Origin of the sequence: Mesorhizobium sp. M1348, from assembly GCF_040317925.1 — a bacterium.
GTDB lineage: Bacteria > Pseudomonadota > Alphaproteobacteria > Rhizobiales > Rhizobiaceae > Mesorhizobium.
In genome coordinates, this window is record NZ_JAMYLH010000001.1 from 141,348 (window position 1) to 156,095 (window position 14,748).

Here is a 14,748-nt window from a genome sequence, read left to right on the forward strand (position 1 = left end):
AGGTCGTTGGCTTAGAGGCCGAAACCTTCGAAGCGCTTCTTGAACTTCGACAGGCGGCCACCGCGGTCGAGCAGGGTCTGCTGGCCGCCGGTCCAGGCCGGATGGGTGGTCGGGTCGATATCGAGGTTCATCGTATCGCCTTCCTTACCCCAGGTCGAACGGGTCATGTATTCGGTGCCGTCGGTCATGACGACCTTGATGGTGTGATAGTCGGGATGGATGTCGGTCTTCATGGTTCTGTTCCTGGCTTGCCGGGTGCTGCCGACGGGCTGAAGCCTGCGTCGATGCGCCCCTTTTTAAAACTCGAAGCCGCAGCTATTGAGGAGCCACGGCTTCTAAAACGGTCGGCGAGCCTATACATCAGCCGGAATTGAATCACAAGCCGCGGCAAGCGCATATTGATGGCGCAAACCTCAAAGGGCCAAAGGAAACGGTCATGGCGAACATCAGCGGCGATGCAGACGAGCGCAGGCGCTCGCTGAGGCCGCTGCAGCGCCTGTTTCCCTACATCACCCATTACCGCAAAATGGTCATTGGCGCGATCGTCTCGTTGGCCGTCGCGGCGGCGACGACGCTTGCGCTGCCGCTGGCCGTGCGGCGGATGATAGATCACGGCTTTTCCGCTTCCGACTCCAGCTTCATTGCCGAATATTTCGCCATGCTGGTGGTGATGGCCGCCGTGCTGGCGGCGGCATCAGCCAGCCGCTACTATTTCGTCATCACGCTTGGCGAGCGCGTCGTTGCCGATATCCGCCGCGATGTCTTTGCCCACGTCACCACGCTGTCGCCCTCCTTCTTCGACACGGCCCAGTCGGGCGAGATCGTCTCGCGGCTCGCCGCCGACACGACACAGGTCAAATCGGCCGTCGGTGCTACCGCCTCGGTGGCGCTGCGCAACGTCATCCTCGGCCTTGGCGCCGTGGCGATGATGGTCTTCACCAGCCCAAAACTGTCCGGCCTGGTCATCGCGGCCATTCCGGTAATCGTGCTGCCGCTGGTCGCCTTCGGCCGCTCGGTGCGGCGCAAGTCACGGCTGGCGCAGGATACTCTGGCCAATGCCACCGCCTACGCCAGCGAGCAGATCGGCGCGGTGCGCACGCTGCAGGCCTTCACCAACGAGAAGCTTGTAACCGGGTATTTTTCATCCGCCGTGGAAGCAGCGTTCGAAGCGGCGCGGGCCTCGATCCTTGCCCGCTCCTTTCTCACCTTCTTCGCCATTTTCATGATTTTTTCTTCGGTGGTGGCGGTGCTGTGGTTCGGTTCGCGCGACGTGCTCGACGGCACGCTGTCGCCAGGGACGCTTGGCCAATTCCTGCTCTATTCGGTGTTCGCCGCCGGCGCGCTCGGCGCCCTGTCGGAAGTCTGGGGTGAACTTGCCCAGGCAGCCGGCGCTGCCGAACGGCTGACCGAGATCCTGGCCGAGAAACCCGCGATCCAGGCGCCCGCCGATCCGAAGCCGCTGCCGGCAAAGGCGAGAGGCGCGATCAGCTTCGACGATGTCTCCTTCTCCTATCCGGCCCGGCCCGACCGCGCCGCCGTCCACGGCCTCAGCTTTCAGGTCAAACCCGGCGAGACGGTGGCGATCGTCGGGCCATCCGGCGCCGGCAAAAGCACCGTCTTTTCGCTGCTTCTGCGCTTCTACGATCCGGAGGCCGGCAGGATCGTCATCGACGGGGTCGATCTGCGCGAGGCCGATCCGGCCGCGATCCGCGCGCGCATCGCCATCGTGCCGCAGGACGTCACCATCTTTGCCGCAAGCGCGCGCGACAATATCGGCTTTGGCCGGCCGGGGGCCGCCCAGGCCGAGATCGAGGCGGCGGCGAAGGACGCGCTTGCCGACGAGTTCATCCTAAAACTCGAAAAGGGCTATGACAGCCAGGTCGGCGAGCGCGGTGTGACGCTGTCGGGCGGCCAGCGCCAGCGCGTGGCCATCGCCCGCGCCATTTTGCGCGATGCGCCGATCCTGCTGCTCGACGAGGCGACCTCGGCACTAGATGCCGAAAGCGAGACGCTGGTGCAGACGGCGCTGGACCGGCTGATGCAGGGCCGCACCACGATCGTCATCGCCCATCGGCTGGCAACCGTGCTGAAGGCCGATCGCATCCTGGTCATGGATGGCGGCCGCATCGTCGAGGAAGGCACGCATCAGAGCCTGGTCGCCAAGGGCGGCATCTATGCGCGGCTGGCCAAGCTGCAGTTCGATACCGGGGCGAATGCTTTCAGGGGCGCGGCCGAGTAGCATCGGCTACCGAGCCAGAGCCTGTTCCATACCGATGACATCGGGGTCGGGCTCTATCTTCTCATTTGACCGTGATCTTTTCCGAAAACCGGCATCCGCTTTTCGGCATCATTGTCCGCCCGCGGCCGCTGGGATTCTTCAGCCACCGAAAGCTCGGCGTTTGCCGCGTCGATAGGCGATGAACAGGGGAACGCCGACAAGCAGCGACAACAAAAGCATGCTGGCGACGGTCTGTCGCTGCTCCTTTGCCGGATCGCTGAGCTGCACATCGGCAGGCGGCTCTTCATAGGTAAAATCGTACTGCCACCGAATTTCGTCTGCGACGTCATCGACGGTTTTCAGATAGTCGGCAATCGCCTTGGCCGGCACTTCGGTTGCCAGCGTCTGAAAGTTCCATTCAACTTGAAATTCGGTGGGCGTGTTGGACCAGGACGCCTTGAGAGACAGATAGGGCGTCACGACGTTTTTCATCGACTCGCCGGAAAACCTCGCCTTGAGGTTGCGCACGGTCACCTTGTGACGCCGGTAGAACTGGGGGCCGAGGGAGACGGGCCCGGTTCGGTCGACGATTGTCGGGGTTGGAAGAGAGTTGTTGCCGAGATCGGCCGCGCGGATCGGGAAATTCTTTGCCAGATCGTTGGCCGCCAGCGCCTCCGCCGGCAAGCGATAACTTTCCTTCACGCTCACTATGTTGCCGTCGCGGCGATCCACGATTTCCGGCTTGGCGACGGTTTGGATGCCCGGATATTGCTTGTTGTAATATTTCAGGTAGGCGTCCGACACCTCGCTCAGCGACCGGCTGGCCAAGTTGCCGCGCATCCAATCGGCATCGGCGTCCTCATATGTCGAGAAGACCGTCAGCACGAGGGGATCGCCCGGTTTCCGCGGAAAGTCGAAGTCCTCGACGATCTGGATCGATGGGCTGGTAAGCACAGGACTCGGCATCTTCTCCAACCCCCCGGTGCTGGAAAGCGGCAGCGCGAAGCCGTAGTCCGGCTGTGCGAGATTGTGCGCCTTGCCGCCCTGAAGATAGTTCGTGGCGTCCAGCCAATATGTCTTTGCTCCGATCCTTGCCTTGACGATGGCATGGTCGAAATCGCGAAGCGCCGGCAGATGCTGGTCCAGGGCCCGTCCCTCGTCGAGATCGGCCAAGGCGACCTCTGCAGCAATGCCAAGCCGCACAAGCGACGAAACCAGCAGCAGTGCCTTGTCCTTGCAGTCACCAAACCCGCTCAGGATGACCGTCGCGGGATCACGCGGAACGTAGGAACCGGCACCCATCGACAGGCTTACATAGCGGATCTGGTCCTGCACCAACCGCATTGCCTCGACCATCCGGTCTTCGGGCACCGGATGCCGCAGAGCGATGTCGTCGAGCTTTGCGGCAAAAGCCGAGGGAAAAACGGTCGCTGGCTTGTAATAGGGCGCAACGGCCTCGACCACACTTTGCCAATTCGCGGTAGACGCGACATCGATGGAGCCCCAGCCTGGATAGGTCACGGGCAGGTTATCCTCGACATTGACCGGTTTCGGGTTTGGAATTTCCCACAGATAGGTGGTGTCCGGCCCAGTCGGGGAGATCGAGGGCCTGAGTCGGGTTCCCCTGGTCTTGATCTCGAGCGGCTGGCCCGAAGGCCAAATGATGCTTGTGCGGATAAGCGCTACCGGCTCTTCCCATTCGGTGGAGAAATTCTTGAAGAAGAGATCCTTGCCGACCAGCGGTGTTATTTCATAGGTCGACCCGTAATCGACGATGTCGCCGGTACGCACATCATCGATGTTGACATGTGCTGTCAGCCAGCCGTCGAAGACGCCTTTCTCGGCATCTCTTTCCCTGCGGAAGATGTCGAATTCGACGCCTTCCAGCCGGTCCAAAACGGCGCCATCGCGGATGATGTGAAGATGGTTGAGCGTGACCTTGTGCCGGGACGGATCGAACTGCAGATCGATACTCGCGCCACGATCCAGGCCGGGACGGTCGACGATCTTATAGACGGTGCGCGAGTACTCGACATAGCCGCCGGCGCGATGCTTGATCTGGTCGTCCGAGAGCAGCCATGAAACGCCATTCTTGATTTGATCCGATCGGGTGGGATCGGCAGCCGGAATATCAAGCTGCTTTACCCAGCTTTCTGCCGGACCCTTGAGAACCATGTCGTCGGACATGGCGGGAGAACTCAGGCCGATCAATAAGATGAAAAGTACCAAGCGGGGCCAGAAGGACTTCATCCCATGAAAACTGTAACAGGCAGACATCTACGCTCGCCCAACTTGGAAGAACTCCTTTTTCAGAGGCTTTCCCACCAAAGTAAAGGCCAGTCTCGCGGATTTCTGCGGTCACTGCGGCAAAGACCAGAAATAGATGAAGCGCCTCAGTTCCCGTACCGCTTCTTCAGATGGTCGGTGAAATGCACGGCATTGAGCTTTTCGCCGGTGGCGCGTTCGAGCAGTTCAGGCGTCGACCAGCGCGAGCCTTGCGACCAGATCCTTTTGCGGCGCCAGTCGTTGATCGCGGCGAAATCTCCCTTGGCGAGGTCTTCGTCGGCTGACGGATGATCCCTGGTCAGCGCCGCCCATTGCTGCGCCGCCATCATGGCGCCGAGCGTGTAGGAGGGGAAATAGCCGAAGGCGGCACCCGGCCAGTGGACGTCCTGCATCGGACCATCAGCCGGATTGTCTGATGTCGACAGGCCGAGATAATCGCGCATCTTGGCATCCCAGGCTTCGGGCAGGTCGGCTGCCTCAAGCCGTCCCGAGACAAGCTCCTGCTCCAGCTCGTAGCGCAGGATGACATGCAGCGGATAGGTGACCTCGTCGGCATCGACGCGGATCAGGCCACGCTCGACCCGGTGCACATGCGGCAGGATGTCGTCGATCGTCCAGCTCTCGCCGAGGTGCCTTTCGACCACCGGCAGCGCCCAGCGCCAGAATTCTGGATTGCGGCCGATCTGCTTTTCGACGAACAGGCTCTGGCTTTCATGCACCGCCATGCCGCGCGCTTTGCCGAGCGGCCAGTGCGCCCACGCCTTCGGCAGGTTCTGCTCGTACAGCGCATGGCCGGTCTCGTGCAGCACGCCCATCAGCGCCGACAGGAAATCCGAGGTCTTGTAGCGGGTGGTGATGCGCACGTCGCTCGGCACGCCGCCGCAGAACGGATGGTGCGAAACCGACAGCGAGCCGTGGGTGAGGTCGAAGCCGACTGCCGCCATCATGGCGAGGCCAAGCTCGCGCTGCTTGTCCAAGGGGTAGCTGCCGGAAAGCGGCTTCAGCGGATGTTTCGCCAGCCGCTCTTCCTGCACGGCCAGTGCCTCCGGCACGAAGCCTTTCAGGAAGGCCTTCAACTCGTCAAACACAGGCGTGATGTCGGCGGTGCGATTACCCGGGTCATATTGCTCCATCAGCGCGTCGTAAGGCTCGAGCCCGAGCACCTCGGCGCGAAGTGCCGCCTCCTCGCGGACCAGCGCCACGACGCCTTCCAGCGCCGGCAGGAAGCCGGCCCAGTCGTTCTTGGCGCGCAGGTCGCGCCAGAGCTGCTCGGAGCGCATGCGCGCGGTCGTCTGACGCTCGACGAACTCGACCGGCAGGCAGGTCAGGTTGGTGTATTGCCGGCGGGATTCCCTGACCGCGGCCTGCTGCTCTTCGTTCAGCGTTTCCTGCTCGGCCGCCGCGATCCAGTCGGCAATCTCCGGCGCAGTCGCCCGGGCATGGTGCATGCCGGCAAGCGCCGACATTGCCTCCGCGCGCTTCTCGCCGCCGCCGACCGCCATATGGGTCGCCTCGTCGGCGCCGAGGATGGCGAGCGCATGTTCCAGCGCTTCGAGCTTGTGGCCGAGGTCGTCGAGTTTTTGAAAGGACATTGTGGGTTCCGCTGATTTGACGGCGGGAAAAGATACCAATGCAAAACTGTTGGCAACCCCTGAAGCCCTCCGCGACCGATGCATTGACTGCCGGCCGCAACGGCCGAAAGGCATCTTGCGGAAGCGGTGGCGTGCGCCGGTTTCTAGTTCAAAGTCTTCTTCCTGATCTGCGTCGCGGGCCCCGCCCATTCCGGGGCGGCTAGGGCGGACCGTAAAATCCTGTTCATCCAGACAGTGCCGGCAGTGCTGGCGCTGATTGCGCTGGCGTTGGGCTAGCGCATGATCCCTGAACCGAAAGCTGGAAAAGGATCATGCGCAAAATCAATTGCTACAGCGCCGGGCGCTGCGGCCGATTTCAGCCGCCCGGATAGTTTGGGCCGTAGCCGTTGGGATAGTATCCGCCATCGCCGCCGTTGCCGATGAGGAAGGCACTGCCGGTAGCAGCGCGCAGCTTTTGGCTGACATCGTCGAGCTGCGCCAGCAACCCCTGATATTGCGTGCTCGGCATCGTTCCATCGCGCGCGGCCCTCTGGGCGGCCCGATCGAGTTGAGCGACCTGCGTGCGCAAGTCACGTGCCTCGCCCGGCTCGAGCTTGTTCGCCCGGATGGCGCCCTGGATACCCGTCTCCACGCTCTGGATCTGATTGATCAAGGCCGTCTCACGCGGGCCGGCGTAAGCGCCAGCAAACGGAACGGCGAGGAGAAGTGTGGCGAGCGTAGCAGTCCTGAGATTCCTGGGAGCGAAGAAGCGCATGGTTGCGTCTCCTTTACTGGGGAAGGCGGTGGTTGGGAGGGCCCTGCCTTCCGGCCGCGGGCCGTCAGGTTCCGTCGCGTCGCGATGAGGGAGGCATCGCCGGCGGTTCCCGGCCCCTTGCCAACAGCTAGTGACGCGTCGCGGCAAATTGTAATCAAAAAAAGGTAATTTCTTCGGGCCTTGCCGGCGCCGCGCCGGTGCCCTAGATGGCCCCGCCGCTCCGGCCGGCCCCGATCCGGAGCATGGCGCAAGCCAAAGGCTTGCGGATCACCGCTCGGTCAGCTTCAACTCGATGCGGCGGTTCTTGTTGCGCGCCTCTTCGGTATCGGCGGGGTCGAGCGGCTGGAATTCGCCGAAGCCGGCCGCGACCAGCCGGTTGGCCGGCACACCGTTCTCGATCAGGAACTTGACCACCGATGTCGAGCGCGCCGTCGACAATTCCCAATTGTCGCGGTAGCGGCCGGTGCCGGAGAGCGGCTTGTTGTCGGTGTGGCCGTCGACGCGCAGCACCCAGTTGATCTCCGGCGGGATCTCCTTTTGCAATTCGATGATGGCATCGGCGAGCTTCTTCATCTCGACCTTGCCGGCATCGTTGATCACTTCGGAGCCGGTCGGGAAAAGCACTTCCGACTGGAAGACGAAGCGGTCGCCGACGATGCGGATGTTCTCGCGGTCGGCGAGAATTTCACGCAAGCGGCCGAAGAAATCGGAGCGGTAACGGTTCAGCTCCTGCACGCGTTGCGCCAGTGCGACGTTGAGGCGGCGGCCGAGATCGGCGATCTTGGTGTTGGATTCGCGGTCGCGCGTTTCGGACACGTCGAGCGCTTGTTCGAGCGCTGCGATCTGCTTGCGCAGCGCCGAAATCTGCTGGTTGAGGATCTCGACCTGGCTCAGCGCCTGCTGGCTGATCTGGCGCTGGCTGTCGAGCTCGCCGGAAAGGGCCGTTGCGCGCTGGTTGGCGGCATCGCCGGCACCGGCGCCTTGCGCCAGCAATTGCTCGAGCCGGCTCTTTTCCGCCTCCGACGCAGACAGCGATGCCTGCAAATTGGCAAGGGTGTCTTCCTTGTCCTGCGTCGTCGAGCGCTCCAGCGCCAGAAGCTGGGTCAACTCGTTGATCTGCGAGTTGAGGCGGTTGAGCACCGTGTCCTTGCCGGAGATCTCGCGGCCGAGCAGGAACTGCGCCAGCACGAAAACCGTGAGCAGGAACATGATCGACAACAGCAGCGTCGACAGCGCATCGACGAAGCCCGGCCAGTAATCGATGCGGCGGTCGGAGCGCCGGCCTCGTGCCAACGCCACGTCAATGCACTCCAGTCTTCTTCAAGGCGTCGGCGATCTTCTCCAAGGTGTTGCGCATCGCCCTCTGCTCGTCGGACTGGGCCTCGACCCAGTCGCGCATGATCTGCTGTTCCGAGCGCATGTTCTTGACCAGGCCGGAAATGCCGTCGGCGAGATTGGCCATGGCGGTGGCGACGCGCGGATTGGAGCCGCCGCCATTCTCCTGCAGGGTGCGCAGCTTTTCCGACAACAGCCGGATTTCCTCGGAGGGTTCGGTCTTGGCCGCGTCGGCAACGACGATGTCGGAGGACAGGTCGGTGACCGAGGACAGCCAGTTTTCGAGTTCGGTATAGAAGCGCGTCTGGGCGCGGCCGGCCTGCAGGTCGAGGAAGCCGAGCACCAGCGAGCCGGACAGGCCGAACAGCGAGGACGAGAAGGCGGTGCCCATGCCGGCCAACGGAGCGGAAAGCCCCTGCTTCAGGGATTCGAGCACGGCGGCGGCATCGCCGGTGCCGGGATCGAGCGACTCGATGGTTTCGCGGATCGAGCCGATCGTGTTGAGCAGGCCCCAGAAGGTGCCGAGCAGGCCGAGGAACACCAGCAGTCCGACAAGGTAGCGCGACGTGTCGCGGCTTTCGTCGAGGCGGGTGGCGATCGAATCCAGCATGGTGCGCATCGAACTGGTCGAGAAGGCAATCGTCGACGAGCGACCGATCATCGCCTTCATCGGCGCCAGCAGCACCGGTTCGGTGGTTTCGGAACCGGCGCGGAACGAGTTGACCCAGCGCACCTCGCGGAACAGCCGGCCGACCTGGACGAAGGCCAACAGGATGCCGACCGCCAGCACGCCGATGATCAGGCCGTTGAGGCCGGGATTGGTGATGAAGGCCGTCGAGATCTGGCGGGTCAGGATGGCGGCGATAAAGGCCACGATGAATAGAAAGATCACCATGGTCAGCAGAAACACCTGCGGGCTCGACAATTTGTGCGGATCGTAGATCAGAACGTCGGAGCGCCTGCCCATGCCGAAGGATCTGAGAAGAGTCATCCGTGCCCCGTTTCCGATGCCGTCGCCGCCGATCAATTTGTGTTTGCGACTCTAAACGGAATTGTGACGAAATTGAATGGCGCTTGGCAATATTGCCACTGTCCGCGACCGGAGGTCAAAGCCGGTTGATGACCAGGCAGTCGACCATGGCGGCCAGATGCAGGCCGGCGCCGGTGACGACAAAGCCATGCCACAGCGCATTGTGGAAGCGCAGGCCCTTCCAGGCGAAGAAGATCACGCCGCAGGAATAGACGATGCCGCCGGCAACGATGAGCGCGATCGATGTCGCCGGCAGCGTCCGCACGAGCGGCTCCACCAGAACGATGCCGCTCCAGCCGATAGCTAGATAGAAGACGATCGCCAGTCGGTCGAAACGGCCGGGAAGAAAGACCTTGATGGCGATGCCGACCGCCGCGGCGATCCAGACCAGGACGATCATCGAAACGGCCAGCGGCGAGCCGCCGAGCTGGGCCAGGAAAGGCGTGTAGGTCGCCGCGATCAGCAGGTAGATCGCCGCATGGTCGAAGCGCCGCAATATCCATTTCGCCGGCGACGATACCGGCCAGAGATTATAGGCCAGCGAAATCGACAGCACGGTGAGCAGCGAGACCACATAGAATGCGGCGGCGACATATTCGCCGGGGCCGGTTCGATAGGCGGCCAGTGCCAGCAGCGTCGAGCCGGCAGCGATCGCCAGCACGATGCCCACGGCGTGGACGATACCGTCGGCGATGATCTCGGCGCGCGAGTAATGCCAGCGCCCCATGAAGGGGATGTCGAACTGGGGTAATTCGCTCTGGGACGTGGGCCGGCTGTTCGTCATCGATGATCCTGCGTCGCCTTATCTGGGCGGCCGCGGGATAGTATTTCAAGCTTTGGTTGCGGTTTTGCGACTGCGGCGCTTCAGCGCGGCGCGACTACATCAGCGCACTGGGAGTGGCTTCTTCACCGTCTTCAACAGCGCGCGCTGCATGAGTTCGTTGCCGGCAACGACCGAACCGGCGGTCAGCATCTCCTGGCCGCCGGCGAAATCGGAGACGAAGCCGCCCGCCTCGCGGATCAGCAAAATGCCGGCGGCAATGTCCCAGGCCGACAGGCCGATTTCCCAAAAGCCGTCCATGCGGCCGGCAGCGACGTAGGCGAGATCGAGCGAGGCGGAGCCGAGGCTGCGCACGCCCGAGACCTCGGCCATGACATTGCGCAACTCGACAAGGAAATTGCCGTGCTGGCCACGCCCGAGATGCGGCATGCCGCAGCCGATCACCGCGTCGACCAGCTTGGTGCGGCCGGCAACGCGCAGCCGGCGGTCGTTCATGAAAGCGCCGCCGCCGCGCTCGGCGGTATAGAGTTCATCCATCGCCGGATTGTAGACGACGCCGGCGACGATCTGGCCTTGGCGCTCCAGCGCGATCGAAACGGCAAAGAGCGGAATGCCGTGCAGGAAATTGGTGGTGCCGTCGAGCGGGTCGACGATCCAGCGGTGCTGGCCGTCGTCGCCCTCGATCACGCCGCGTTCCTCCATCAGGAACGCGTAGCCGGGCCGCGCCTTGGACAGTTCGGCAAAGACGATGTCTTCGGCCTTGCGGTCGGCCTGGCTGACATAGTCGCCCGGCCCTTTCATCGAGACCTGCAGGTTCTGCACTTCGCCGAAGTCACGCGACAGCGAGCGGCCGGCCTTCATTGCGGCCTGGACCATGACATTGAGGATCGCGGAACGCGCCATTGCTGTTCTTCCTGTCGCTGCGCCTATTTGCCTTGACCCATGATCTTATCCAAAAAGTCTGCCACTCTTTGGGATCATGCCTTAGTCGGCGCGGCGTACGTAAGTGATTTCGTTGGTATCGACGATGATGCGCTCGCCCGAGCCGATGAACGGCGGCACCAGCACGCGGATGCCGTTTTCGAGTATCGCCGGCTTGTAGGACGAGGCTGCCGTCTGGCCCTTCACCACCGGGTCGGCCTCGGTGATGGTCAGCGTCACCTGGTCGGGCAGCGAAATGCCGATCGGCCTTTCATCATAGAGCTGGACCGTCACCATCATGCCGTCCTGCAGGAAGGCGGCGCGATCGCCGACGAACTCCTTTTGCAATTCGAGCTGCTCGTAGCTTTCGGTGTCCATGAACACCAGCGCGTCGCCCTGCTCGTAGAGGAAGGAAAAATCCTTCAGATCGAGTCGGATCTGCTCGACCGTCTCGGCCGAACGGAAGCGCTCGTTGAGCTTGGTGCCGTTGATCAGGTTCTTGAGTTCGACCTGGTTGTAGGCGCCGCCCTTGCCGGGCTTGACGGTGTTGGTCCTGACCGCCACCCAAAGGCCGCCATCATGCTCGATGACGTTGCCGGGACGGATTTCGTTGCCATTGATCTTGGCCATGGTGAGGTGATCCGGAAATGAGATGATCGCCGCAAAGGGCAATTTGGCGCCTCCAAGACCACAAATCGCCAGCAGAGGCAAGGAGCGCCTTCCGATGAAGCGGGAACGAAGCTGGCCCGGCAGCGCGGCGCGGCAGCTTTAGTCCGTCCTGACAGTCGCGGTGACGGCCTCGGTCACTGCGTCGGCGACCTCTGTCAAAAGATGCAGGTGCGGCGAACGCAGGACGACAATTCGCAGCGCCAGCTCGAGGCCGGGAGCGTCGACCAGGGCAATGCCCTCCGGCAGCTTTTCCCGCAGCAGCCGCGTGGGTAGCAGACCAAGGCCTTGGCCTCGACGAACCCAGTCGATCTGCAGCGCGCTGTCCTGAATCTCGGCCCCCACCATCAACCTGTGGCCGCCCTCGGCAAGGGCAGCCGCCAGCCGCCCGCGCGCGTCGCAAGGCTCAGGGCTGAGGACCCAGGGCATGGTCTTGACGTCGGCTTGCCGGCCGGTGTTTTCGGCAGCGATGATGCCGAGGGGCTCGGTTCCGACAACGCCGTCGCCAGTTTTGGAATTGCCTCCGTCCAGGATGAAGGCGAGGTCGAGCTGTCCGCGCTTGTGCTGGTCGGCCAGCTCAAGACTCCAGCCGCTCTTCAGACGTAGCGAGATCTTCGGAAACCGCGCCACGGCATCAGCAATAGCGGCGGCCACGGCTTTGTCGCAAAGTCCATGCGCGAGGCCGAGCCGCAGCAGGCCCTCCGGCTCGTCGCCCTTGGCGAATGATTTCAGCGCGTCGACGGCGGCGAGAATGTCCTTGCCGCGTGCCAGCACCTCTACGCCGGCCGGGGTCAGTCGCGACGGCTTTAGCCGGCGGTCGAGCAATTCCGTGCCGAGCATCTCCTCCAGCCGCTGAATCTGGCGGGTGACGGCCGGCTGCGTCAACGGCAGGCGTTGCGCCACCTTCTGAATCGAACCCTCCTCGGCAAAGAGGGCCAGTGTTTTCAATTCTTCAAGCACGACACCCCCGAACATGTCATAGAAGCATAATTATCCTGAACATTATGAATTTGAAATTCGGTGGATGGCAAGCGATTTTCCTCCGGCAGGACCCAGCCGGAAAGGAACGACGATGAAAGCGATCGAATTGCAGAGCCCGGGCGGCCTCGAGAACCTCAGAATGGTCGAGCGGCCGATGCCTGAACCAGGGCGCCAGGAGATGATTGTGAAGGTCAAGGCGACGGCGCTGAACTACCGCGATGCCGAGATCGTCCGCGGCAGCTATCACACGAAGTTTGCATTCCCGCTGGTGCCGCTGTCGGACGGCGTCGGCGAAGTCATTGCCATCGGCGCCGAGGTCAGCCGGTTCAAGATCGGCGACCGGGTCTGCGGCACGTTCTGGCAGCGCTGGGTCGGTGGCAGTTTCGCCATGGCCGAGCCCTCCTATCAACGTGGCGGCCCGATCGACGGGCTGCTCAGCGAATTTGCCCGGCTTGACGAACAGGCGGCGGTGCTGGCGCCGGCCAATCTGAGCGACCTCGAGGCGGCGACCCTGCCATGCGCCGGCGTGACGGCATGGCACGCGCTGTTTACTGAGGGCAGCGTCAAACCCGGCGACACCGTGCTTTGCCTCGGCACCGGCGGCGTTTCACTGTTTGCGGTGCAGTTCGCCGCCGCTGCCGGGGCGCGCGTCATCGTGACGTCGAGCAGCGACGAGAAGCTCGCGCGGGCAAAGCAACTTGGCGCGCAGGATGGCGTGAACTATCGCAGCGTCCCCGATTGGGCATCGGCCGTGCTGGGATTGACGGATGGCCGCGGCGCCGACCATATCATCGAGGTTGGCGGACCGCAGAGTTTTGCACAATCGCTGGGGGCAGCGGCTCGCGGCGCCCAGATCAACGTCATCGGCTATCTCGGCGGCAGTGACGGCGCCATCAACCCGCTCGACATCTTCCGCCGGCAGGTTAGGGCGCGAGGCATACCGGTGGGCTCACGCGAATCCTTCGAGGCGATGAACCGCGCCATTGTCGTCAACCGATTGAGACCGGTGATCGACCGGGTCGTGCCGTGGAGCCAGGCCGCCGAAGCCTTTCGGTACCTTGAGCACGGCTCGCCCTTCGGCAAGGTCGTGCTCGATCATACGCAATGAGCCCGTCTGACGAGCCCGGGGCGCAATGAATCGCGAGATCGCGATCAGGGCAGGCGGTTGGCCCGTTGCAGCGCCTGCTGCGTCTGCTCGTCGGTCAGGCCCTGCAGGAAATCGTCCATCTCTTGGTCGATGAGCCCGGCGCGGCGGGCGACAACATACCAGGCGCCGGCGAGGATCAGATCCGGATCGGTGCCGATGCCGTTCATGTAGAGCTTGGCGAGACGGTTCTGGGCGGCGACATTGCCGCCTTCTGCGGCCTGTTTCATCCAGTTGAAGCCGGATTTCAGGTCGCGGACGCCGCCGCGTCCCTCGATCATCCAGGTGGCGAGATCGATCTGTGCCGTGTCGTAGTTCTGCCGCGCGGCCTGTGCCAGCAGGCCGCGGGCGCGGACATCGTCGCGCGGCTTGCCGCCGGCGCCATTGGCGTAGACCTGTGCCATCGCATATTGTGCGTCGGCAAGCCCGGTCGCGGCAGCGCGCTCGTAATAGGATACGGCTTTGGCAATACCGGCATCGCCGGGCTCCTGTTCGACCATCAGCTGCGCAAAATTGAACTGCGCCAGGCGGTTGCCGGCCTCGGCGGCGGCCTGCATCAGCGCATAGGCTTCCTTCTCGTCCTTTTTGACGTAGCGGCCGTCGAGCAGCATCAGCGCATACTGGAATTGCGATTCCGGGACGCCCTGCTCGGCGGCAAGCGCATACCACTTCGCCGCCCCTGCCGCGTCGACCGGCACGCCGAGGCCGCGCGACAGTATCTCGGCCACCAGCGTCTGTGCCGCCGGATCGCCGTTTTGAGCGCGGGAAAGCGCAAGATTGTAGGCCGTCTTGTAGAGCCCGCGCTGAAAGGCGCCGTAGGCGGCGTCGGACGGCTTTGCGCCGAAGCGGTCGGGGTTGATGGTGTCGGCCGACGGCAACGGGGCGGTGGTGGCGGGCTGCGGCAATTGTGCGGCGATCGGCTTATCGGCAGGTTCGCTGGAATCCGGCCTGGGCTGCGGCAGCGGAACGGGTTCCGCCGCTATCGCCTGCGTCACGGCCGTTGCAAGAAAGGCGCTGAAAAGGATTGTCCGCGAGCGCAC

At 63.4% G+C, this 14,748-nt stretch carries 14 protein-coding genes; 3 read left to right on the forward strand and 11 right to left on the reverse strand.

Annotated elements, in window-relative coordinates; all coding sequences use genetic code 11:
* Positions 1-11: 11 nt before the first annotated feature.
* Positions 12-233 (reverse strand): 50S ribosomal protein L31, encoded by a 222-nt coding sequence (gene rpmE, locus NKH13_RS00705; protein ID WP_006327661.1) that lies wholly within the window; start codon positions 231-233, stop codon positions 12-14.
* 203 nt (positions 234-436) lie between these two features.
* Here rpmE and NKH13_RS00710 point away from each other — a divergent pair, with 203 nt between their 5' ends.
* Positions 437-2,239 carry an ABC transporter transmembrane domain-containing protein gene (locus tag NKH13_RS00710; protein ID WP_352909869.1) on the forward strand — a complete coding sequence of 601 codons (1,803 nt, stop codon included), beginning with the start codon at positions 437-439 and terminating at the stop codon, positions 2,237-2,239.
* Between the two features lie 138 nt (positions 2,240-2,377).
* Here the strand turns inward: NKH13_RS00710 and NKH13_RS00715 are convergent, their stop codons facing one another.
* Entirely contained in the window at positions 2,378-4,405 is a 2,028-nt protein-coding gene (locus NKH13_RS00715; RefSeq protein ID WP_352909870.1) for a DUF3857 domain-containing protein, read from the reverse strand.
* A 206-nt stretch (positions 4,406-4,611) separates the two neighbouring features.
* Positions 4,612-6,096, reverse strand: a complete 1,485-nt coding sequence (locus NKH13_RS00720; RefSeq protein ID WP_352909872.1) for a carboxypeptidase M32 — start codon at positions 6,094-6,096, stop codon at positions 4,612-4,614.
* A 162-nt stretch (positions 6,097-6,258) separates the two neighbouring features.
* Here NKH13_RS00720 and NKH13_RS00725 point away from each other — a divergent pair, with 162 nt between their 5' ends.
* Positions 6,259-6,372, forward strand: coding sequence for a hypothetical protein (locus tag NKH13_RS00725; RefSeq protein WP_352910772.1), 114 nt, complete (start codon positions 6,259-6,261; stop codon positions 6,370-6,372).
* Between the two features lie 79 nt (positions 6,373-6,451).
* Here NKH13_RS00725 and NKH13_RS00730 read toward each other — a convergent pair whose 3' ends face one another.
* The 7 genes from NKH13_RS00730 to NKH13_RS00760 all read right to left on the reverse strand — a co-directional run bounded on the left by NKH13_RS00730 (position 6,452) and on the right by NKH13_RS00760 (position 12,543).
* Entirely contained in the window at positions 6,452-6,850 is a 399-nt protein-coding gene (locus NKH13_RS00730) for a hypothetical protein (RefSeq protein ID WP_352909874.1), read from the reverse strand.
* Between the two features lie 267 nt (positions 6,851-7,117).
* Complete coding sequence (locus NKH13_RS00735; protein ID WP_352909876.1) at positions 7,118-8,149, reverse strand: peptidoglycan -binding protein; 1,032 nt, start codon at positions 8,147-8,149, stop codon at positions 7,118-7,120.
* A 1-nt stretch (position 8,150) separates the two neighbouring features.
* Entirely contained in the window at positions 8,151-9,176 is a 1,026-nt protein-coding gene (locus tag NKH13_RS00740; protein ID WP_352909878.1) for a MotA/TolQ/ExbB proton channel family protein, read from the reverse strand.
* A gap of 115 nt (positions 9,177-9,291) precedes the next feature.
* Positions 9,292-9,999 (reverse strand): PAQR family membrane homeostasis protein TrhA, encoded by a 708-nt coding sequence (gene trhA / locus NKH13_RS00745; protein ID WP_352909881.1) that lies wholly within the window; start codon positions 9,997-9,999, stop codon positions 9,292-9,294.
* A gap of 99 nt (positions 10,000-10,098) precedes the next feature.
* Positions 10,099-10,899, reverse strand: coding sequence for an inositol monophosphatase family protein (locus NKH13_RS00750; RefSeq protein ID WP_352909884.1), 801 nt, complete (start codon positions 10,897-10,899; stop codon positions 10,099-10,101).
* 81 nt (positions 10,900-10,980) lie between these two features.
* Positions 10,981-11,547: an elongation factor P gene (gene efp, locus NKH13_RS00755; protein WP_292664037.1), complete on the reverse strand. Its 567-nt coding sequence runs from the start codon at positions 11,545-11,547 to the stop codon at positions 10,981-10,983.
* A gap of 138 nt (positions 11,548-11,685) precedes the next feature.
* Complete coding sequence (locus tag NKH13_RS00760; RefSeq protein ID WP_352909887.1) at positions 11,686-12,543, reverse strand: LysR family transcriptional regulator; 858 nt, start codon at positions 12,541-12,543, stop codon at positions 11,686-11,688.
* Between the two features lie 112 nt (positions 12,544-12,655).
* Between NKH13_RS00760 and NKH13_RS00765 the strand changes: the two genes are divergently transcribed.
* Positions 12,656-13,672 (forward strand): zinc-dependent alcohol dehydrogenase family protein, encoded by a 1,017-nt coding sequence (locus tag NKH13_RS00765; RefSeq protein WP_352909888.1) that lies wholly within the window; start codon positions 12,656-12,658, stop codon positions 13,670-13,672.
* Between the two features lie 44 nt (positions 13,673-13,716).
* On the opposite strand, the gene NKH13_RS00770 is transcribed toward NKH13_RS00765, so the two are convergent.
* Positions 13,717-14,748 carry a tetratricopeptide repeat protein gene (locus NKH13_RS00770; RefSeq protein ID WP_352909890.1) on the reverse strand — a complete coding sequence of 344 codons (1,032 nt, stop codon included), beginning with the start codon at positions 14,746-14,748 and terminating at the stop codon, positions 13,717-13,719.

What these genes read in the sequence shown, in the direction of transcription:
- efp (WP_292664037.1), bottom strand. Translation starts at nt 11,547, where the DNA reads ATGGCCAAGATCAATGGCAACGAAATCCGTCCCGGCAACGTCATCGAG.
- trhA (WP_352909881.1), bottom strand. Translation starts at nt 9,999, where the DNA reads ATGACGAACAGCCGGCCCACGTCCCAGAGCGAATTACCCCAGTTCGAC.
- NKH13_RS00720 (WP_352909872.1), bottom strand. Translation starts at nt 6,096, where the DNA reads ATGTCCTTTCAAAAACTCGACGACCTCGGCCACAAGCTCGAAGCGCTG.
- NKH13_RS00710 (WP_352909869.1), top strand. Translation starts at nt 437, where the DNA reads ATGGCGAACATCAGCGGCGATGCAGACGAGCGCAGGCGCTCGCTGAGG.
- NKH13_RS00740 (WP_352909878.1), bottom strand. Translation starts at nt 9,176, where the DNA reads ATGACTCTTCTCAGATCCTTCGGCATGGGCAGGCGCTCCGACGTTCTG.
- NKH13_RS00715 (WP_352909870.1), bottom strand. Translation starts at nt 4,405, where the DNA reads ATGTCCGACGACATGGTTCTCAAGGGTCCGGCAGAAAGCTGGGTAAAG.
- NKH13_RS00765 (WP_352909888.1), top strand. Translation starts at nt 12,656, where the DNA reads ATGAAAGCGATCGAATTGCAGAGCCCGGGCGGCCTCGAGAACCTCAGA.
- NKH13_RS00730 (WP_352909874.1), bottom strand. Translation starts at nt 6,850, where the DNA reads ATGCGCTTCTTCGCTCCCAGGAATCTCAGGACTGCTACGCTCGCCACA.
- rpmE (WP_006327661.1), bottom strand. Translation starts at nt 233, where the DNA reads ATGAAGACCGACATCCATCCCGACTATCACACCATCAAGGTCGTCATG.
- NKH13_RS00750 (WP_352909884.1), bottom strand. Translation starts at nt 10,899, where the DNA reads ATGGCGCGTTCCGCGATCCTCAATGTCATGGTCCAGGCCGCAATGAAG.